The following is an 18,299-nucleotide window of genomic DNA, read 5'->3' on the forward strand; positions in this document are numbered from 1 at the left end:
CTCCGGTTCTCATCCGCGATACCGATAAACGGCCGCACCCGCCACAAGCAGCGCGACGGCTCCCCCGACGGCGAACGGCACGACTGGGACGGATTCCCCGCGGTGGACGTCCCTGTCGACGGCGTCGGCCGCGACGACGTCGAGTTTCGAGGGGGCAAACGAGAAGAGCGCGTCCGAACACGCCTCGACGTCCTCCTCTGCGAACTCCGCGGCGCCGGTGGCGACGTACCGACCCTCGATACCGTGTTCGCGCATCGTTGGCCCGTTCGAGCTAGGAGCCCCGCGTTCTGCGTCGTACGGTTCGTACGGCGTATACACCCCCCAGACGATTTCGCCAGTGGGCGTCACCTCGACGACGCGGTGGCCCATCCGGTCTGTGATGAGCGTGTTGCCGTTCGGCAGGCGATCGGCATCACGCGGTTCATCGAAGCCTGTGACCGACCAGACGCGTTCCCATTCGCTTCCGTCGTACTCGTATTCGACCACACGGTCGTTCAGGCTGTCGGCGACGAGGACGGTGTGTTCGCCGTTCGGCCCCCACATGTGGTCGGGATTGTGCTGTCTCCGGAGTACGTCGTGGTTCCCGTCCCCGCCGAGCGTCACCTCGACCTCCTTCGAGGAGCGGTTCACGAACGCGACCGTATCGAAGTTCCGAACCGACGCCATGAACCACTCGCCCTCGGCGTCGACCGCGTCGGATTGACTGACGTTCACGCGGTCGACATCGTTGAGGTGTGTCCAGTCGCCTTCGGGGCCACCGCCACGTTTCGGGAAGCGGTCGGTGTGGTTCTCGAAGCGCCACTCCCAGGCGACCTCGTCGCGGGTGCGGTTGTAGACGAGCAGCCGCTCGTGGCCCTCGCCCTTGTCGGCGATGACCAGTTCGTCGCCCGCCTTGTCGACGTCGTGGGCGTCGGTGACGAGCGGGTTCTCGGTGTCGTTCGGCGCGCCGTCGAACCGTTCCAGCCAGACGTACTCGTTTTCCGTCGGGTCGAGTTCACCGACCAGCGTCGCACGGTCTTCGGTCGTGACGAAAAGCAGGTTCCCGTTCGGCAGTGGGTCGACGTCGTAGGCCCACCAGCGGCCCTGCGCGGAGGCGTTTCGCGTCCAGACGAACTCACCGTCGGAAGCGAACGAGGCCAGCAGGGCCGGCCGCTTCAGGTAGGCGTCCTCGGTGAGCTGTGCGCCCTGGATGCTGACGAGCGTCCGCGAATCGGGCTCGTCGGTCACCGTACCGACACAGGGGTTCGACGACGGTGTCGGCGTCGCCGTAGCCGCCATGCCGACGCCAGCTGTCGATGTGAGCGATGCTACGAGCACGAGTGCGAGAAGCGTCGAAACGACCGGAGCGCGAAACGACCGCATTGTCGGGTAGCCGTCGCGCACCCTAATGAGCTTTCGGCGTCACTCCTCGCCGAATCGGTCGAGGCCGGCCTGTCGCCGACGCTCACCGTCGGGGTCGGGCTCCCAGGCGCTTCGCTCGGCGCGGACGGCTTCGGGGTTCGCCTGCGGCGGGTCTGCGGGGTCGTAGCCGCCGCAATCCGGGCCGCATTCTCGCGCCGGATCGACGAGCCGGCCTTTCCAGGCACAGTAGGGGAGTGCGCCCTCCTCACGGAACTCGGGGCCGCGCGTCGACGCCTTCGCGCAGGCCGGGAACGAGTCGGGCCGCCACCCCTTCCCGTAGGCGCGCTCTGCGATGCGGCGCCGGAGCCGCGATTTCTCGGCTGCGGTGACGGGCTCGATATCGACGCGGGCAACGTGTTCATCAAGCACCGCAATGCCGGGCTCGTCGGTCGGCAGCGGTATCGGCTCGCGGACGATTTCCACGTCGCCCGTTTCGGCGTCGAAGCGGTGGATGCCGACGGCGTCGGGAATCCGGTTCAGGTGGGCGCCGGTGACGTAGGAGTCGGTGACGAGGACGACCTCGTCGAAAAGCGACAGCGAGACGTCCTTCCGCAACTGGAGTTCGAGGTCACCGGGGCGGTCGAGGTCGGGTTTGTTCTCGAAGGCGCGAAGCCCGCCGACCCACTCTGGATACCGCGCGGTCTGGCGGACGTACTCCCGACCGTTGCGGCGTTCGGCCTCGAAGAAGCCGATCTTGAGCGCACGGTCGACCGCGCTGCGGGCGCGGTCGGGGTCGATGTCGGAACCGAAGGCGTCCTTCCAGTAGCGCGCTCGGCCGACCCCGACGTCGCTTTCGATGGCAAGGTCGGGAATCGACTCGGGCGTGATGGCCGTCCGGTCGTCGAACTCCGAGCCCGGGAGTACCTCTACGACGTCGACGATGCGAGTGTGGCTGCCGAGCTGGCGGGCGACGATGCCGGGGCTTTCGGCCTCGACGGCGGCACACATCGCCAGCTCGAAGGGGTACTCCCGCACGGCCAGAAGGAGGGGTTCGGGGAAGAAAAGCGCCGCGCTACTCGAGTCGGGTCGCCACGAGCGCGAGGGCGGCGAACGGGCTCGCGAGCGCGGCGGCGACGAGCAGCGGGACGACGAGAAGCCCCAGCGGGAACGTGCCCACGACCGACGACGTGCCGATTACGACCGAGGCGACGAACGCGAGGCCCACGAGAAGCGCGAGCAGCGCGGCCACTCGGACGACGGTCGCCGGCACCGTGACGACTACTGCACCCTCATCGGTCAGCGAAACGCGTTCCGAAGTCGGGGGAACGGAGGCGGTACCCGCAGCCGAATTGGCCTGTTGGTTCATATCTATTGATACGCGCCGTTCGGGGATATATGTTCGCAGAAATACACTTTTGTAACCGAACGGACTGAAATCCGTTTAGGTATGGGGAGTGATACGTTGGGCGGACGTCCGCGTCGCGTCGACGACCTGGAGCGTTTCATCGAGGACGACTTCGAGCCGTTCGTCCTCGAGATCGATATCGACGCGGAATCGCCATGGGTCGTCGTCGAGAACCGTGGTATGGCGGTCGGAGACGCACCACTCAAGCGTCCAGAAGGGGACGGCGTTGAGATCGATGCCGTGGTCGCGGTAGAACGACACCACTTCGGCGTCGTCGAGCAGCGAGATGCCGATGGTCGTTCTGGTCGTGTTCTCACACCGCTGACAGCGGTGTTTCACGTTGACGTCGATGTGGGCATCCGGGTCTGCGTGGCTGACGGCCGTCTCCATGCGCCCGTTGCACGCTGGACAGACGCCGTCGGCGGACAGACAGAGCAGGTGTCGCACCCGCTGATTGAACGCGTCGATTACCTCCTCGCGGCAGCGGTCTTCGAGGCCGCCCGGGGGGAACTGCCAGTCGGTGTGTGGGCGACCGCACTCCGGGCAATCGATGCAGAGCAGTTCGTCCTCGTACCGTGCCTGCAGGCCGGCGCCACAATCGATACACTCGCCCTCGACGGGGAAGGGGTCGAGTTCGGGGTTCTGGTTCAGCGAACCCGAGAGCACCGCCTGGATGACGGCGCGGCCGGGCCCGCGAAAATCGTAGCCGTCGTCGGTCTTCTTGACGAACTGGTCTGTCAGTTTCTGCAGGTGGTAGTTGAACTGGGCGCTGTCGCGGGTTCCGACGCGGCTTCGGAGCTCCGAGAAGGATACCGGGCGGTCGGGCGCTTCCCAGAGGGCTTCGAGGATGGCGAGGCGCGTCTCGTTGCCGATGACGGCGAACGCCTCGGCGGGGCGGAGACATTCCTCACATTCGAGGAGTGACTGTGGCTCTGCGTCGCTCATGCGCGTGAGAACGTCTCCGCATGGCTAATACTTTGGCTGCAATTCGGTTTTGTATAATCATTGACCAATCAATATCTCGTCGGTGGAACGCAGCCTTTATAGCGCGCACGGGTGGATATTCACGTCATTACTAAATGACGCAGAAACACCGACAACCGGAGGTGAACATCGGACTGGTCGGCCACGTCGACCACGGGAAGACGACGCTCGTACAGGCGCTTTCCGGGGAGTGGACCGACCAACACTCCGAGGAGATGAAACGTGGCATCTCCATTCGCCTTGGGTACGCCGATGCGACGTTCCGGGAATGCCCGGACCTCGACGATCCGGAGCGGTACACCGTCGATGAGACCTGTTCGGATGGCTCGCCGAGCGAGCATCTCCGGACGGTGTCGTTCGTCGACGCGCCGGGCCACGAGACGCTTATGGCGACGATGCTTTCGGGCGCCTCCATCATGGACGGCGCCGTGCTCGTTATCGGCGCAAACGAGCCGGTGCCGCAAGCACAGACCGAAGAGCACCTGATGGCGCTTGACATCATCGGCATCGACAACATCGTCATCGCCCAGAACAAGATCGACCTCGTCGACCGCGACCAGGCGGTTCGTAACTACGAGCAGATTCAGGAGTTCATCGAGGGCACGGTCGCCGAGGGCGCACCTATCGTCCCGACCTCCGCACAGCAAGACGTCAACATGGATCTCCTCATCCAGACTATCGAGGAGGAGATTCCGACGCCCGAGCGCGACCCCGAGGCCGACGCCCGGCTCCAAGTCGCCCGCTCGTTCGATATCAACCGACCCGGAACGACGTGGGAAGACCTCACCGGCGGCGTAATCGGTGGGTCGCTCACGCAGGGGCGGCTCGAAGCCGACAAGGAAATCGAGATCAAACCGGGCCGCGAAATCGAGGAAGGTGGCCAATCCGAGTACCACTCCGTCGAGACGACCATCCGGTCGCTGCAGGCCGGCGGCGAGTTCGTCGACGAGGTGACGCCGGGCGGACTGCTCGGCGTCGGCACCGGACTCGACCCTTCCCTCACGAAGGGCGACGCCCTCGCGGGACAGGTCGCCGGGCCACCGGGTAGCCTCCCGCCGACCCACGAGGCGTTCACGATGGACGTCGAACTGCTCGAGCGGGTCGTGGGCGGTGCGGAGCAACGCTCCGCTGGTAGTTCGAGCGGGGGACGCCCGCGAGAAGAGGACGCCGAGGAGATCGAGCCCATCAGCACGGGCGAACCGCTGATGATGACCATCGGGACGGCGACGACGGTCGGTGCGGTCACCAGCGCTCGCGACGGCGAATGTGAAGTGAACCTCAAACGGCCCGTCTGCGCACAGGAAGGGGCGAAGATCGCTATCAATCGCCGCGTCGGCGCCCGCTGGCGGCTCATCGGCGTCGGCACGCTGCGAGGATGAAACTCGTGCTCGACACGAACGCACTGATGATGCCGGTAGAATCCGGCGTCCGGCTGTTCGAGGAACTCGACCGCCTGCTCGGCGACTACGAAGCCGTCGTGCCGCAGGCAGTCGTCGAAGAACTCGACTCTCTCGCCGGCGGCCACGGCGAGGAGGCCACCGCAGCCAGCGTCGGCGCGGATTTGGCCCGCCGGGAGTGCAACGTTGTCGAGCACGACGCCGACTACGCCGACGATGCGGTGCTCGAAATCGGTCAGTCGGCAGACATCGACTACGCGGTCACGAACGACAAGCCGCTCAAACAGCGGCTGTTAGAAGCGAACGTTCCCGTAATTAGTTTACGCGGGCGAAACAAACTCGACATTACTGAACCATAGCATGTACAAACGGGTACGACTCAAGGACACGGTCGAGGTGCCTCCGAAGCATCTCGCAGATGTGTCGCCGCAGTTGGTCAAACGGCTGCTCCAGGATAAACTCGAAGGACAGATGGACGAAAACGTGGGTAGCGTCGTCTCGGTGACGGAGGTGCACGATATCGGCGACGGCGCCGTGCTTCCGAACCGGCCGGGCGTCTACTACGAGGCGGAGTTCGACGCCGTCACGTTCGACCCGAAGATGCAGGAAGTCGTCGACGGCGAGGTCGTCGAGGTCGTCAATTTCGGTGCCTTCGTCGGCATCGGCCCCGTCGACGGCCTGCTGCACGTCTCCCAGATCTCTGACGAGTATCTGGCGTACGACGAGGAGAACCAGCAGCTGGCCTCCCGCGATTCGAACCGCGTGCTGAGCGTTGGCGACTCCGTCCGGGCCCGCATCGTCACGAAGAGCATCGACGAGCGGAACCCCCGCGACTCGAAGATCGGCCTCACGGCCAAACAGCCGGGTCTCGGTAAGCACGGCTGGCTCGAAGAGGAACGACAGCGCCGCGAGGCGCAGGCGGGTGATTAGATGGCCGACCGACTCGTCTGCCGTGACTGCCACCGCGTGCTCGACGTCAAGCAGGGCGAACAGTGCCCCGCTTGCGGGTCGAACTCGCTGACGGAGGATTGGGCGGGCTACGTCGTCATCGCCCACCCCGAACAGAGCGAAATCGCAGCGGAGATGGAAGTCGCCGAACCCGGAAGCTACGCGCTGAAGGTTCGATAGATGTCTGAGGCCGTCGTCGAACTCCCCGAGGATTTACGCGGCGAACTCAAGACCCCGCTCGGCGAGATCTACACCGATACGGAGACCCTGCTTCGCGATGCGGGCGACCCCATCATTGCCGTCGGCGATATGGTCACCTACCACCTTTTGCAGGCGAACCGACGCCCCGATGTCGCGTTGGTCGACGGCAAGACCAAACGCGAACGTGTTGGCCGAGAAGTGCTCGACGCCATCGACGGCTTCGACCACCAGATTCAGGTCGAGAATCCGCCCGCGACGCTGACCGACGAACTGCTGGAAGCGCTCGCCGAGGCAATCGACCACCCTGGAACGCTCGTCATCACCGTCGAAGGTGAGGAAGACCTCGCTGCGCTGCCGGCGGCGCTTGCGGCGCCCGATGACGCCGCAATCGTCTACGGTCAGCCCGACGAGGGAATGGTGCTGGCACCGGTCGATGAGGACGTTCGCGCCCGGTGTCGAGACCTACTGGAGCGGATGGACGGCGACTACGCCCGGTTGGCGGCTATTCTCGGCGCCTGAGGCGTTTCGGTACCGAACCGCAGCGACGTACGTTGGTTTCGGACGAACCCGTCGCTTCGAAATCCTTTTACGCGCTACACGGGAAAATTCGGGCAACGAACTATGGACGTCGAAATCATCGAAGAAGACGAGAATCCGATGTTGCACCGGACCGATGTCCGGTTTCAGCTGACTCACGAAGAGGCGACGCCGTCCCGCCTCTCCGTTCGCGACTCCCTCGCGGCGAAACTCAACAAGGACTCGAGCGAAGTCGTCGTGCACAAACTGGACACGAAGTTCGGCATGCGGAAATCCGTCGGCTACGCGAAGGTTTACGACAGCGCCGAGGACGCAAAGGAGATCGAACAGGAGTACGTCCTCGAACGGAACAAGATCACGGCTGAAGGCGAAGCGGAGGAAGCCGAAGAGGCAGAGCCGGAGGAGGCCTAAATGGCACGCCACGAGTTCTACAACGACGACGGCACGACCGACCGAGAGCAGTGTCCCCGCTGTGGCGACACGTTCCTCGGCGACTACGGCGACCGCAAACACTGCGGGAAGTGCGGTTACACCGAGTTCAAGTAGGTCGTCGGCTGTGACCCGCGTTCTCGGCATCGAGGGAACCGCCTGGTGTGCCAGTGCAGCGGTGTTCGATTCCAAGGCCGACGCTGTTTCTATCGAATCAGATGCCTACCAACCGGAGAGCGGCGGCATTCATCCGCGCGAGGCGGCCGAACACATGCGCAGTGCCGTCCCGGCCGTCGTCGAGGATACCCTCGCGACCGTCGCCAACGAGTACGGCGACCCTGCCGAGGCCCTTGACGCGATTGCCTTCTCGCGTGGTCCCGGTCTCGGCCCGTGTCTGCGCATCGTCGCGACGGCCGCCCGCGCGCTTGCCGGGGCGCTCGACGTGCCGCTCGTCGGCGTCAATCACATGGTCGCCCATCTCGAAATCGGGCGGCACCGTTCGGGCTTCGAGTCGCCGATCTGTCTGAACGCCTCCGGCGCGAACGCACACGTCCTCGGCTATCACGACGGCCGCTATCGCGTGCTCGGGGAGACGATGGATACCGGCGTCGGCAACGCTCTCGATAAGTTCACACGGCACGTCGGCTGGACGCATCCCGGCGGGCCGAAAGTCGAAGCCCACGCCAAGGACGGCGACTACGTCGAACTCCCGTACGTCGTCAAGGGGATGGACTTCTCGTTTTCCGGCATCATGTCGGCGGCCAAGCAGGCCTACGACGGTGGAACGCCGGTCGAAGACGTCTGTCGCGGCCTCGAGGAGACGGTTTTCGCGATGCTCGCGGAGGTGAGCGAGCGCGCGCTGTCGCTTACGGGCGCCGACGAACTCGTCCTCGGCGGCGGTGTCGCACAGAACGACCGCCTCCGGGGGATGCTGGAAACGATGTGTGAAGAACGGGGCGCCGATTTCTATGCGCCGGAATCGCGATTCCGCCGTGACAACGCCGGGATGATAGCCGTGCTGGGCGCGAAGATGTACGACGCCGGCGACACCATTGCCATCGACGACTCCCGCGTGCGGCCGAACTTCCGCCCCGACGAGGTGCCTGTGACGTGGCGTCCCGACGAGGCCGAATCAGCGTCCGGGCGATTCGCCCCCGAAGCCGAGCGCGTGCAGGGCGCCGAAGCCGTCGTTGACCTCGAGGAGGCGTCGAATCGAGCGCACAAACGCCGGCTCTCGAAGTCGTATCGGCATCCCGAACTGGATGCGAAACTGCGCCGCCGACGGACGCGTTCGGAGGCACGACTCACGAGCGAGGCACGGCGGCTCGGTGTGCCGACGCCGGTCGTGTTCGATGTCGACCCGCCGGAGGGCCGCCTCTCGTTCGAGTACGTCGGCGAGGCCGATCTCCGCGATGCGATGACCAAAGAGCGGGTGCGGGCGGTGGGCGAACACCTCGCCCGCTGTCACGAGGCCGGCTTCGTCCACGGCGACCCGACGCCGCGGAACGTCCGGGTCTCGGAGTCGTTCGTCCACCTCATCGATTTCGGCCTCGGCTACTACACCGACGATATCGAGGACTACGCGATGGATTTACACGTTTTCGAGGGCGCGCTGGGCGGCACAGCTGCGGACGCCGCCACGCTGCTGGATGTTTTCGAGGACGCCTACCGGGAGGCTGGCGACGAACACGTCGTCCAGCAGCTCCGGGCGATCGAACAGCGTGGTCGGTATCAGTGATGGCTCCGAGGGGCGTGTCTATAAGTTCCGGCCCGACGTACGCTCGTTCATGACCGATAAGCCGCAGTCCGGCGAACTGTTCGGCATCCCGTACAACTTCGAGCGGCCGTCGCTCGGACGGATGCTGTCTGCGTACTGGCAGCCCGACGAGGGAATGTTCGTAGAGAAGCCGTTCGGTATCGGCTACACGCTCAACCTCGCGAACTGGCGGTCGTGGCTCGTGCTGGCCGTCGCCGGCGGGCTGTACTACCAGCAGCGGCAGTCCGGTGAGGCGACCGAACCGGAGGCCGGAGAGGAGCCGGTTGAAGTCGTTGTTGACGACTAGCGAGACGCCGACCGAAGGGAGGCGTCTCGCCTGCGAGCGGCGAGCGTAGCGAGCCGCGAGCGGTGCTGTTTTCGGATAGATCGAAGGGAGGCGTCTCGCCTGCGAGCGGCGAGCGTAGCGAGCCGCGAGCGGTGCTGTTTTCGGATAGACGCGCGCCGTCCCAACCGCTGACGCCTCGCAACACAATCGCACCTTTTAGTGCACCCCCTCCCGAACCGTCGTGCATGTACGACCGGCTGAAGGGGTTCCGTGATTTCTACCCCGGCGAGATGTCCGCCCGCCGGGAAGTCACCGACACCATCGAGGAGCGCGTCCGTCGGTATGGCTTCCGCGAGGTCGGCACCCCCGCTCTGGAACGAACGGAGATGTACACCGACAAATCCGGCGAGGAAATCGTCGAGGAGTTGTACACCTTCGAGGACAAGGGCAGTCGAAACGTCGCCTTGACGCCGGAGTTGACGCCGACCGTCGCGCGGATGGTTGTCGCGAAACAACAGGCGCTCGCAAAACCTATCAAGTGGTTCTCGACGCGGCCGTTCTGGCGGTACGAACAGGTACAGCAGGGTCGGTTCCGGGAGTTCTACCAGACGAACGTCGACATCTTCGGCACCGACGAACCGGCAGCGGACGCCGAGATTCTCGCGGCGGCAGCCGACGTGCTGACCGGGCTCGGGCTCTCGGCTTCGGACTTTGAGTTCCGCGTCTCCCACCGGGACATTCTCGGGGGATTGTTGGAATCGCTCGAGAGCGACGTGGACACACAGGCGGCGATTCGCGCGGTCGACAAAAGCGAGAAGATCGACGACGCGGAGTATCACGAACTGCTCGTCGAGGCCGGCCTCGAGTACGGGGAAGCCGAGGCGTTCGACGCCGTGCTCGAGACCGATGATCTCGATGATCTCGTCGAGTTTGCCGACACCGAGCGGGTCGAAGCGGCCGTCGAGAACCTGCGTGCCGTGCTCGATGCCACCGAGGACTTCGGCGCGCGAGAGTTCTGCTCGGTATCACTGGAGACGGCCCGCGGGCTCGATTACTACACCGGCGTCGTCTTCGAGTGTTTCGACACCGCTGGCGAGGTGTCGCGGTCGGTGTTCGGCGGCGGCCGCTACGATGACCTCATCGAGGGGTTCGGCGGCCAGCCGACGCCCGCCGTCGGTGTCGGTATCGGCCACGCCACGCTCTCGCTTTTGTGTCAACGCGCCGGCGTCTGGCCCGAGGAGGAACTCCGGACGGATTACTACGTCCTGACGGTCGGCGACACGCGCGAGGTTGCCTCCGATATCGCCCGAAAGCTCCGCGACCTGGGCCACGTCGTCGAGGTGAACCTCACCGGCCGCGGATTCGGCAGCCAACTCTCCTATGCGGACGGCATCAACGCCGAAACGGTCGTCGTCGTCGGTGAGCAAGACCTCGAGGACGATGCGGTGACGCTGAAGGATATGGCCTCGGGCGATCAGATGCAGGTGCCGCTGGCTGAGTTCCCGCCGGAGTCGGGCCGGCCGACGTACGACGACTACGCCTAATCGTCCGAGTGCTGGTAATTTTCGACCGGTCGCGGCGCTGAGTTCGTCGTCGAGATGACGAACTGAATCCACGAGACGGCGGTCGTGTGCGTCTGCCACAACAACAATCCATAACAAGGCTGCTCCCTTGCGGGTGGGTATGACGAAGCGTCACGTCTCGCTGCCGGCCGAAGCCGAGGAGGGACTCAACGCGTTCCTCGACGAGGTCGACCGTCGGCTGTCGAGCGACGAGGATACCTGCGACGTCGTCGAGGACGTACTCGTCGACCTGCATGGCGACCGGGACGCCTACGAGCGCTGGCAGGCCGGCGGCGACGCCTCGCCCGCCGAGCGCGTCCGTCTCCAGGGCTATGACCCCTGTAACGCGACGCTCGAAAGCGAGTACTACGCCGAGAAAGACGAGGACGCCTTCCAGGATTCGAAGCATCTCCAGTGGCTCTGGCGGCAGTTCGACGCCACGCCGATGGCCGACAACGTCGAGTTCGCGCTCCGATTCCGCCGGATGCTCGCCGACCACCTCTTCGAGGAGTGTGGCGACAACTGTCGGTTCTTCAAGGGCATCTCCTTCACCTACGGCCACAACATCTCCGTCGGCGACAACGTCGTCGTCCACGACGACGTGCACCTCGACGACCGCGGTACACTCACCATCGGTGACCGCGTCTCCATCTCCGACGGTGTCCACATCTACAGCCACGACCACGACATCGTCGACCAGACCGATGTCGAGAACTTCCACACCATCGTCGAAGACGATGCACGCCTTACCTACGATTCGATGATTCGCGCGGGCGTGAAGGTCGGCGAGAACGCGGTCGTTGGCTCCCGTGCAGTCGTGCAGTCCGACGTGCCCGCACATCACGTCGCCGTTGGCATGCCCGCAAAGAGCGTTCGCGTGAAGCCAGGGTGGGAGGACGTCGCAGAGCCGGTCGACGCCGACCACGAGAACGGCCGCGCGGCGCGCGAAATTCCGTACGATCTGCCGGACGATTTCGAGCGGTTCGACGAGTTCCAGCGCGATATCGAGTCGCCGGGACGGTAAGCGCTGTTAGTCGCGGCGGTACAGTCTTGTTCCTTCGATGGCCAGTCCGACTATCGAGGCCGTGCCGACGGTGCCGGCGAGAACGCCCCAGATACCGACCCACTGCGGCAGGATGAACCCGAGCCACCCTTCGATGGAGCTGATTGTCCTGCTGAAGGCGCTATGTCGGGTGCTGTTCAGGTCGTCACCCGGTGGGACGTTCTCGGGCTCTTCGTCCAGTTGCTCGTCCGGGCCGAGGCGGTCGGCGTCGTAGATGATGGCGCGGCGATCCGAGAGGTCGTGACGCCACACGACCTCGCCCGTTTCGTTGACTTCGAGCGCCCGGAAGCCGCGGGAATCGACGATGAGCGTGTTGCCGTTCGGCAGGCGGTCGGCATCCCGTGGCCACCTGAGCTGGTCGTCTGCACTGGGGCCTTCGTAGCGCCACACCTCCTCCATCGTCGTGGTGTTATACTCGATGATCCGGTCGTTCTCGCTGTCGGCGACGATGACGTTGTCGTGGTTATCCAGGTAGTTCGGGTCGTGCTGTTCGTACATCAGGCCGCGGTTGCCGGGTTCGCCGATGACCCGCACGATGTCGTCGGTTTCGGGATCGACCTCGATGAGGACGTCGAAGTTCCGGATGGACATCAGGAGGTTGCCGTTCTCCAGTTCGTCGACGTCGTTCATGTGCGTCCAGTCCTGGTTTGGGCCCTCGTAGGTGTGGCTCTCTCGGGACGTGCCATTGACGTGGTTCTTCCAGAACTCACTGCCCTTGTCGAGGTTCTCGATGGCCGACCACTCCCAGGTGACGGCGCCGGATTCGTTGACCATGAACGTCCGGTGTTGACCCATGTCGATGATGACAGTCTGTCCGTTTTCGAGGCGGTCGGCGTCGTGTACCTCGTGGTAGCTCATGAAGCGGTCGTACCACGAGTACGACCAGACGACCTCCTTCGTATCGCGGTCGATCTCGACGACGTTGTTCTTGATGCAGTGGTCGCTGCCTTCGGGGGTGTTCTGCCACTTTTCCGGGCACTCCGCGTTCGGAATCCGCTGGCCGTACGACACCATTACGTTGCCGTTGTCGAGCAGTTCGGCGTCGAACACCGCCGCGTCCTCGGGTGTGTACTCCCAGACGCGTTCGCCCTCCGCGTCGGTGATGAACACCTCGCCGTTGTGGTTGCCGAACCAGCCGTACGCCTGTACCGTGATGAGCGTATTACCGGGGTAGGCGCCGCCGGTGTCGTCGTTCGGGGTCGCGGGCGCGCCGTTCTGGGTGTCCGCTGTCACGAACAACACCCCGAGAACGAGCAGCGAGAAGACCAGAATCGCGGTCAGGGCAAGCACGCGGTGCCGCCGATTCATATCAGACGATACGAATCTGTATGCAAAGCGTTGACGGTTCGTCCGGGCCGCTTTTGTCCGCCGGCGCGTAACGGCAGGCATGCGGAGTGTCGCCATCAACATCGGTGCCAACACGAACGAGCCCGGGTTCCGTGGCCCGATTTTCGACGACGGCCGATTCGAGTACATCCCGATTCCCGAACCGGCGCCGACCCGCGAGGACGCCGACGTGCCGACCTACGCCGACCTCGATCTCCGGACGGACGTGACAGACATCGCTGACCGTCCCGTCCACCTCGACCCGACGTTCGCGGGCGTTCACGGCTGTGAGAACTACACCTACGGTGACCCACACGGCGTCAAAGCCCGGCCCCTCCTCGATCTGGAAGCCGGCGATTACGTCTTCTTCTATGCGACGCTGACGACGGCCGGCGACGACCCTGCCGAGTGGATCACACCGGAGTGGGGTACCTACATAATCGGTCGATTTCGGCTTGACCGCGACCCTCTGACACCCGAAGCGTACCACGACCTCTCGGCGGACAGCCAGTCCGTCTTCGAGAACAACGCCCACCTGAAGCGCGACCCCTTCGATGCCGAGGTGCTGTTACACGGCGACGGCATCGGCTCGGAGCTGTACGACATCGCCGTCCCGCTGTCGAGCCGAGACGCCGGGGCGGACGCGAACCGCCTCGTCACTGATCTCTCCAGTGATTCCGGAAAAGGGCCGTGGTGGCGCCGGCCGATGAAGTTCGACCACGAGGCGACTACGGAACTGCTCGACATCCACGATACGCACGACTGCAACCGTCCGTTCGAGTGACACCTGGCCAAGAGGCTTATATCTGACCGATGGCTACCAACTAAATTGCTATGAACGACGACACACTCCGGTACGTGCCCGACCTGGAGACGGACACCGTCAGCCGTATCGTCCGGACAGTGCTTGCGCTGGCTGGCCTCCTGCTTCTGGTCGGGCTCATCGCGGTACTGCCCGGCGTCGACCGGCTGTTGGCGGCGTTGACCGTCTCGCCGGTGGCGCTTGTGCTTGCCGTCGCGACGCTTCTGGTCGTCGGTGCGCTCGCCCGTATTGCCCCCGCTGCCGAGCGACTGGTCGAACAGGTGCTCGACGGCCCGAAAGGCGTCGTCTCGAACGCCGCAGCGAGCGCGAAACTGCTCGTGTGGTTCGCCGCCATCGTCGTCGCCTATCGTGGGTTCGCGCCGGCCGTCACGCCTGTGTTCAGAGCGTTCGGCATCGGCGGGCTCTACCACCTCGGATTCCTGCTGGCTGGCCTGCTTGCCTTGGGCGCGTTCGCTCGCCGGCTGTATCACTGCTGGAACCCGGTGACGCGGTTCCTGACGGTGTACGTGATGGATGCGACGGGCCAACAGACCGAGCCGGACACTGCCTCAAGGCAGTGATTCTTCGATAGCAGCCGACTCACGATGTTCGAGAAATGCGTCGTCCGGGATTCCCGCGAGCGAAGCGAGCAGGAAGTCGGACGGCAAACGACCGCAGGGAGGTTTGCTCGCGGGTCGCTTCGCTCGCGGTTCCCATCGTCACCGCTCGCATCGAGGCTTCTCCCTCCGCTCGAAGCCTCGCTCTCCCCGCTCGCAATTTTCGAGGCGCTCACTACGTTCGCGCCTCGCAATGCGCCGTCCGGGATTCCCGCGAGCGAAGCGAGCAGGAAGTCGGACGGCAAACGACCGCAGGGAGTGCGCCGTCCGGGAATTGAACCAGAATCAGACATTCCGGGCTGCCTGCAGGAGCGGGCTGCCGGGCTGTGACTGATAGGGCTGCAATTCCCTCTCGGCGATTTCTCTCACGATGTTCGAGAAATGCGCCGTCCGGGAATTGAACCCGGGCTCTAGCCTTGGGAAGGCTATGTCCTACCACTGGACCAACGGCGCGCGTCCGTTGCTATCCGACGGCCGCACTTGAACGTAGCGCCTCGTCGCCGTCTTTGGAACCGGACACGCGTACAGAAACCCTGCGGTAACGGGTGCTTATTAGTCCTGAACGGCCGAACGGGCACTCGATGACGAAGGCTTCACCGATACTCGAAGGAACGAACGTGGATTTGCTGTTCTCCGAGGCGGAACTCGACGCGCGCCGCGAACACATCGTCGGGTTCATCGAGACACTCGTCGAGGACGCTGGCGCCGAGGGTGCCGTGTTGGGTCTGTCCGGGGGCATCGATTCGACGCTCACCGCCTATCTGGCTGTCGAGGCGCTCGGCGAGGACGGCCTCCACGGACTCTTGATGCCCAGCGAATCGAACCCTGAGGCAGACCAGACTGACGCCGAACGGGTCGCCGAGGAACTGGGCATCGAGTACGACGTCATCGACATCAACCCCATCGTCGACTCCTTCGTCGAGGCGGCGCCCGACCACGCGGCCGACGACCGGATGGCGCTGGGCAACGTTCGCGTGCGGACGCGCGGCGTGTTGAACTACTTCGTTGCGAACGCCGAAGACCGCCTCGTCCTCGGGACGGGCAACCGCTCCGAGGCTGCGACGGGCTATTTCACCAAGTACGGCGACCAGGCGGTCGATTGCAATCCCATCGGGAACCTCTACAAGTGTCAGGTGCGCCAGCTGGCCCGCGAGGTTGGCGTGCCCGACGACCTCGTCACGCGCACGCCAACGGCGGGGATGTGGACGGGCCAGACCGACGAGGAGGAGATGGGGCTCGGCTACGACGAACTCGACGCGATTCTCGCACTCCACGTCGACGGGCCGTTCTCGAAAGCCGCGACCGGCCGGACGCTCGACGTTCCCGAGGAAGCAATCGACCGTGTCGTCGAACTGTACGAGAAAAGCAAACACAAGCGGTCGATGCCGCCGGCCCCGGAACCGCTGTAAGCGCCGCGCGCGTCAGGCTTCGGTGACGACGATGCGGACGTGGTCGCCATCCTGTAAGACGTAACTGAGGTCTGTCACCGGCTCGCCGTTGATCTCGAAGACCACGTCGTATCCCTCGCCGTCGGTGTAGGTCGTCCCCTCGACAGTGATGGAGTTCGGCGACAGCGAGACGTCGAATCCGAGCGATTCCATGGCGTACTCGAAGGTGACGCCGGTCGCGTGAGCGTGCCACTCCGTGCCGTCACGACTCTCGAAGTGGAACCGCCTGTCCTGCACCTGGTATTTGTCTTGTGAGAAATCGATCTGGTCGCCGGTGACGGTCATCTCCATGGTGCCGTGGTAGTGGGCGCTGCCGGCACCGCCGATGTTGTCGGCCGAGCCACCGGCGATGAAGACGACGTAGCCGACGATTGCAGCAGAGGCAAGCAGAACGACTCCGAGGGCGATGGGGCCGGTCGGGAGGCCATCGTCAGGGTCGGTGCCGCCGACGCGGCGTTTGTCTATCGGGCCGAGTTCGTCGGCGTGTTCGGATTTGAGATGTTTCAGATGGGCCTCCTCGCTATTGTGGGCGGCGCCACAGTACTCACACTCGGGCATTCGTACCTCCCCTAACTCACCGAAGGGTTCAACGTTTACGGTGCGAAAACTGGGGTGGCTCACTCACCGTAGGTGGCCAACTCCTCCGCATGTGCGGCCACGAGCCTCTCGAAGGCCGCCACTTCCGCGTCCTCCTGGTCGGCTTTCGCCCCGCGGTCGCGCACACGCTCTTTCAGCACGCCGAGTGCCTGCTTGTCGTTTTTCGTGAGCCCCTTGGCGACGTCGTGGGGGTCGTCCACGACGCGGGAAACGAGCCCGATTCGGCGCGCCTCATCGGCGTCGATGACACGGCCGGACAGCGAGAAATCCAGGGCGTTGCCCAGCCCGACGATTTCGGGAAGTCGGACGGTGCCGCCCCACGCGCCGAACAGGCCGAAGGTGACGCCGGGTTCGCCGAACGTCGCCCCCGGCGTCGCGAGCCGAATATCGCACGCCAAGGCGAGTTCGACCCCGCCACCACGGGCGGCCCCGTCGATGCCGGCGACGACGACCGAGTCTGTAGTTTCGATGCTGTCGGCGACACGCTGTCCGCGACGAACGAACCGTTTGACATCGCCGCTTTCGGCGACTTTGGCGACGACCGAGAGGTCGGCACCCGCACAGAACGCTTCGCCCTCGCCGCGGAGGTAGACGACCGGCGTCGGCGCATCCACGACCGCGGTTTCGAGCGCGTCGAGCAGCTCGGGGGTGAGTGCGTTCCGGCGCTTCGGCCGGTCGAGCGTCACGACGCGAACCTCGCCGTCGTCTTCGACATGAATCATACCCCGAAGTGGCCACCGTTTCCAAAGGTCTTTGCCCTTCGCTACCCTACACAGAGCCAATGGAGGAAGCCGCCGCGGTTCGGCGGGCTGCGTCCGAGGCGACAGCCGACATCGTGCCGGATGCACTTCGCGAAACCATCGACGAGTACGTCGAGGACGGCTCCGTCGTCCCCGGTGTGTTGACCCTTTTGAGCGCTCGCGCGGTGTCCGGCAACGCTCCCGATGATCTTGCCGAACAGGCCGCCGGCGTCCAGCTCATCTACGACGGCCTGCGTCTCACCCGCGACCTCGCACAGGAGAACCCCTGGAGCGGGCTGGGAGCCGATGGAATCGCCGACACCGCCAGCGCTGACGTCGCGGATATGGAGATTCTCGCTGCCGACGTGCTCGTTTCACGGGGGTTCTACCTCCTGGCACGCACCGACGCCGCCGAAGACGCCGTCGAGGTCGTCCGGGCGTTCGGCCGCGACCAGACCGAACGCGAGGACGCCACCCCAGATCGGGTGGCCGACCTCGATGGGAACCTCGAGACCGACGTGCTTGAGCTCGCGGTCACGACCGGCGTCACCGCCGCCGGCGGTCGCACCGACGACGCGACCGGCATCGCGACTGAATTCTCTCCCTCGGATTCGCGGTTCGACCCCCCAGAGGCCTTCTTCAGTGACGGCCGACGCGACCGCGTCGCAAGCCTGTCAACCGCTAGCGGGCGGCCACTGAATCGAAACGACTAACAGTTCAACCCGGCTACGGTCGAGTGCCTGCCTGGGTAGCTTAGCGGTAAAGCGCGTCCTTGGTAAGGACGAGACCCCGAGTTCAAATCTCGGCCTAGGCTTCACGGGCTTCAGAACCTCTCTCCCCATTTTACGCTCTTCTTAGGA

Annotated in this window: 22 protein-coding genes and 2 tRNA genes; 16 read left to right on the forward strand and 8 right to left on the reverse strand. The window is 64.8% G+C overall.

Translation table 11 applies throughout. The annotated features are described in order from the left end of the window. Positions 1-9 precede the first annotated feature (9 nt). The 4 genes from ACI8UR_RS05765 to ACI8UR_RS05780 form a co-directional block, all read right to left on the reverse strand. Positions 10-1,362 carry a hypothetical protein gene (locus ACI8UR_RS05765; RefSeq protein WP_415087648.1) on the reverse strand — a complete coding sequence of 451 codons (1,353 nt, stop codon included), beginning with the start codon at positions 1,360-1,362 and terminating at the stop codon, positions 10-12. Between the two features lie 39 nt (positions 1,363-1,401). After that, entirely contained in the window at positions 1,402-2,376 is a 975-nt protein-coding gene (locus tag ACI8UR_RS05770; RefSeq protein WP_415087649.1) for a DUF5787 family protein, read from the reverse strand. Positions 2,377-2,413: 37 nt separating this feature from the next. Next, positions 2,414-2,707: a hypothetical protein gene (locus tag ACI8UR_RS05775; protein WP_415087650.1), complete on the reverse strand. Its 294-nt coding sequence runs from the start codon at positions 2,705-2,707 to the stop codon at positions 2,414-2,416. Between the two features lie 75 nt (positions 2,708-2,782). After that, a complete protein-coding gene (locus ACI8UR_RS05780) occupies positions 2,783-3,691 on the reverse strand; it encodes a helix-turn-helix domain-containing protein (protein WP_415087651.1) in 909 nt (302 codons plus the stop codon). 134 nt (positions 3,692-3,825) lie between these two features. Here ACI8UR_RS05780 and ACI8UR_RS05785 point away from each other — a divergent pair, with 134 nt between their 5' ends. From ACI8UR_RS05785 to ACI8UR_RS05835, 11 genes are all read left to right on the forward strand, one after another. Beyond that, positions 3,826-5,109, forward strand: a complete 1,284-nt coding sequence (locus ACI8UR_RS05785) for a translation initiation factor IF-2 subunit gamma (RefSeq protein ID WP_415087652.1) — start codon at positions 3,826-3,828, stop codon at positions 5,107-5,109. Continuing rightward, the gene (locus tag ACI8UR_RS05790) at positions 5,106-5,486 is read left to right on the forward strand and encodes a DUF188 domain-containing protein (protein WP_411715772.1); all 381 of its coding nucleotides are present in this window, start codon (positions 5,106-5,108) and stop codon (positions 5,484-5,486) included. The genes ACI8UR_RS05785 and ACI8UR_RS05790 overlap by 4 nt, the downstream gene beginning before the upstream one ends. 1 nt (position 5,487) lies before the next feature. Next, on the forward strand, positions 5,488-6,057 hold the full coding sequence (locus ACI8UR_RS05795) for a DNA-directed RNA polymerase (protein ID WP_411715773.1): 570 nt from the start codon (positions 5,488-5,490) through the stop codon (positions 6,055-6,057). Next, positions 6,058-6,255: a transcription elongation factor subunit Spt4 gene (spt4, locus tag ACI8UR_RS05800; RefSeq protein ID WP_411715774.1), complete on the forward strand. Its 198-nt coding sequence runs from the start codon at positions 6,058-6,060 to the stop codon at positions 6,253-6,255. After that, positions 6,256-6,795 (forward strand): GTP-dependent dephospho-CoA kinase family protein, encoded by a 540-nt coding sequence (locus ACI8UR_RS05805; RefSeq protein ID WP_411715775.1) that lies wholly within the window; start codon positions 6,256-6,258, stop codon positions 6,793-6,795. It begins immediately after the preceding gene. Between the two features lie 102 nt (positions 6,796-6,897). Next, on the forward strand, positions 6,898-7,224 hold the full coding sequence (gene rps24e / locus ACI8UR_RS05810) for a 30S ribosomal protein S24e (RefSeq protein WP_411715776.1): 327 nt from the start codon (positions 6,898-6,900) through the stop codon (positions 7,222-7,224). Beyond that, on the forward strand, positions 7,225-7,359 hold the full coding sequence (locus ACI8UR_RS05815; protein ID WP_411715777.1) for a 30S ribosomal protein S27ae: 135 nt from the start codon (positions 7,225-7,227) through the stop codon (positions 7,357-7,359). A gap of 10 nt (positions 7,360-7,369) precedes the next feature. Continuing rightward, entirely contained in the window at positions 7,370-8,980 is a 1,611-nt protein-coding gene (locus tag ACI8UR_RS05820) for a bifunctional N(6)-L-threonylcarbamoyladenine synthase/serine/threonine protein kinase (protein WP_411715778.1), read from the forward strand. 49 nt (positions 8,981-9,029) lie between these two features. After that, positions 9,030-9,305 carry a DUF5808 domain-containing protein gene (locus ACI8UR_RS05825; RefSeq protein ID WP_411715779.1) on the forward strand — a complete coding sequence of 92 codons (276 nt, stop codon included), beginning with the start codon at positions 9,030-9,032 and terminating at the stop codon, positions 9,303-9,305. 224 nt (positions 9,306-9,529) lie between these two features. After that, positions 9,530-10,828, forward strand: a complete 1,299-nt coding sequence (hisS, locus tag ACI8UR_RS05830) for a histidine--tRNA ligase (protein WP_411715780.1) — start codon at positions 9,530-9,532, stop codon at positions 10,826-10,828. A gap of 139 nt (positions 10,829-10,967) precedes the next feature. Beyond that, positions 10,968-11,870, forward strand: coding sequence for an acyltransferase (locus tag ACI8UR_RS05835; protein WP_411715781.1), 903 nt, complete (start codon positions 10,968-10,970; stop codon positions 11,868-11,870). A 6-nt stretch (positions 11,871-11,876) separates the two neighbouring features. Here ACI8UR_RS05835 and ACI8UR_RS05840 read toward each other — a convergent pair whose 3' ends face one another. Then, on the reverse strand, positions 11,877-13,217 hold the full coding sequence (locus tag ACI8UR_RS05840) for an arylsulfotransferase family protein (protein WP_415087653.1): 1,341 nt from the start codon (positions 13,215-13,217) through the stop codon (positions 11,877-11,879). Positions 13,218-13,296: 79 nt separating this feature from the next. Between ACI8UR_RS05840 and ACI8UR_RS05845 the strand changes: the two genes are divergently transcribed. Both ACI8UR_RS05845 and ACI8UR_RS05850 read left to right on the forward strand, forming a co-directional pair. Next, positions 13,297-14,019 carry a hypothetical protein gene (locus ACI8UR_RS05845; RefSeq protein WP_415087654.1) on the forward strand — a complete coding sequence of 241 codons (723 nt, stop codon included), beginning with the start codon at positions 13,297-13,299 and terminating at the stop codon, positions 14,017-14,019. A gap of 50 nt (positions 14,020-14,069) precedes the next feature. Continuing rightward, complete coding sequence (locus tag ACI8UR_RS05850) at positions 14,070-14,618, forward strand: hypothetical protein (RefSeq protein ID WP_415087655.1); 549 nt, start codon at positions 14,070-14,072, stop codon at positions 14,616-14,618. Positions 14,619-15,036: 418 nt separating this feature from the next. Here the strand turns inward: ACI8UR_RS05850 and ACI8UR_RS05855 are convergent. Continuing rightward, positions 15,037-15,107 (reverse strand) — tRNA-Gly (locus ACI8UR_RS05855). Positions 15,108-15,235: 128 nt separating this feature from the next. Here ACI8UR_RS05855 and ACI8UR_RS05860 point away from each other — a divergent pair. Beyond that, positions 15,236-16,063 (forward strand): NAD+ synthase, encoded by an 828-nt coding sequence (locus ACI8UR_RS05860; RefSeq protein WP_415087656.1) that lies wholly within the window; start codon positions 15,236-15,238, stop codon positions 16,061-16,063. Positions 16,064-16,075: 12 nt separating this feature from the next. On the opposite strand, the gene ACI8UR_RS05865 is transcribed toward ACI8UR_RS05860, so the two are convergent. Both ACI8UR_RS05865 and ACI8UR_RS05870 read right to left on the reverse strand, forming a co-directional pair. Beyond that, positions 16,076-16,660, reverse strand: coding sequence for a hypothetical protein (locus ACI8UR_RS05865; protein WP_415087657.1), 585 nt, complete (start codon positions 16,658-16,660; stop codon positions 16,076-16,078). A 59-nt stretch (positions 16,661-16,719) separates the two neighbouring features. After that, on the reverse strand, positions 16,720-17,421 hold the full coding sequence (locus ACI8UR_RS05870) for an enoyl-CoA hydratase/isomerase family protein (protein ID WP_415087658.1): 702 nt from the start codon (positions 17,419-17,421) through the stop codon (positions 16,720-16,722). Between the two features lie 59 nt (positions 17,422-17,480). Between ACI8UR_RS05870 and ACI8UR_RS05875 the strand changes: the two genes are divergently transcribed. Together ACI8UR_RS05875 and ACI8UR_RS05880 are read left to right on the forward strand one after the other, a co-directional pair. Next, on the forward strand, positions 17,481-18,152 hold the full coding sequence (locus tag ACI8UR_RS05875; RefSeq protein WP_411715888.1) for a hypothetical protein: 672 nt from the start codon (positions 17,481-17,483) through the stop codon (positions 18,150-18,152). 29 nt (positions 18,153-18,181) lie between these two features. Next, positions 18,182-18,253 (forward strand) — tRNA-Thr (locus ACI8UR_RS05880). Positions 18,254-18,299: the final 46 nt, after the last annotated feature.

Origin of the sequence: Natronomonas sp. (genome assembly GCF_047616845.1) — an archaeon.
Lineage (GTDB): Archaea > Halobacteriota > Halobacteria > Halobacteriales > Haloarculaceae > Natronomonas.

Coding starts and splice junctions, on each gene's coding strand:
- ACI8UR_RS05765 (WP_415087648.1), bottom strand. CDS start 1,362: ATGCGGTCGTTTCGCGCTCCGGTCGTTTCGACGCTTCTCGCACTCGTG.
- ACI8UR_RS05775 (WP_415087650.1), bottom strand. CDS start 2,707: ATGAACCAACAGGCCAATTCGGCTGCGGGTACCGCCTCCGTTCCCCCG.
- ACI8UR_RS05780 (WP_415087651.1), bottom strand. CDS start 3,691: ATGAGCGACGCAGAGCCACAGTCACTCCTCGAATGTGAGGAATGTCTC.
- ACI8UR_RS05785 (WP_415087652.1), top strand. CDS start 3,826: ATGACGCAGAAACACCGACAACCGGAGGTGAACATCGGACTGGTCGGC.
- ACI8UR_RS05790 (WP_411715772.1), top strand. CDS start 5,106: ATGAAACTCGTGCTCGACACGAACGCACTGATGATGCCGGTAGAATCC.
- ACI8UR_RS05795 (WP_411715773.1), top strand. CDS start 5,488: ATGTACAAACGGGTACGACTCAAGGACACGGTCGAGGTGCCTCCGAAG.
- spt4 (WP_411715774.1), top strand. CDS start 6,058: ATGGCCGACCGACTCGTCTGCCGTGACTGCCACCGCGTGCTCGACGTC.
- ACI8UR_RS05805 (WP_411715775.1), top strand. CDS start 6,256: ATGTCTGAGGCCGTCGTCGAACTCCCCGAGGATTTACGCGGCGAACTC.
- rps24e (WP_411715776.1), top strand. CDS start 6,898: ATGGACGTCGAAATCATCGAAGAAGACGAGAATCCGATGTTGCACCGG.
- ACI8UR_RS05815 (WP_411715777.1), top strand. CDS start 7,225: ATGGCACGCCACGAGTTCTACAACGACGACGGCACGACCGACCGAGAG.
- ACI8UR_RS05825 (WP_411715779.1), top strand. CDS start 9,030: ATGACCGATAAGCCGCAGTCCGGCGAACTGTTCGGCATCCCGTACAAC.
- hisS (WP_411715780.1), top strand. CDS start 9,530: ATGTACGACCGGCTGAAGGGGTTCCGTGATTTCTACCCCGGCGAGATG.
- ACI8UR_RS05835 (WP_411715781.1), top strand. CDS start 10,968: ATGACGAAGCGTCACGTCTCGCTGCCGGCCGAAGCCGAGGAGGGACTC.
- ACI8UR_RS05840 (WP_415087653.1), bottom strand. CDS start 13,217: ATGAATCGGCGGCACCGCGTGCTTGCCCTGACCGCGATTCTGGTCTTC.
- ACI8UR_RS05845 (WP_415087654.1), top strand. CDS start 13,297: ATGCGGAGTGTCGCCATCAACATCGGTGCCAACACGAACGAGCCCGGG.
- ACI8UR_RS05850 (WP_415087655.1), top strand. CDS start 14,070: ATGAACGACGACACACTCCGGTACGTGCCCGACCTGGAGACGGACACC.
- ACI8UR_RS05860 (WP_415087656.1), top strand. CDS start 15,236: ATGACGAAGGCTTCACCGATACTCGAAGGAACGAACGTGGATTTGCTG.
- ACI8UR_RS05865 (WP_415087657.1), bottom strand. CDS start 16,660: ATGCCCGAGTGTGAGTACTGTGGCGCCGCCCACAATAGCGAGGAGGCC.
- ACI8UR_RS05870 (WP_415087658.1), bottom strand. CDS start 17,421: ATGATTCATGTCGAAGACGACGGCGAGGTTCGCGTCGTGACGCTCGAC.
- ACI8UR_RS05875 (WP_411715888.1), top strand. CDS start 17,481: ATGGAGGAAGCCGCCGCGGTTCGGCGGGCTGCGTCCGAGGCGACAGCC.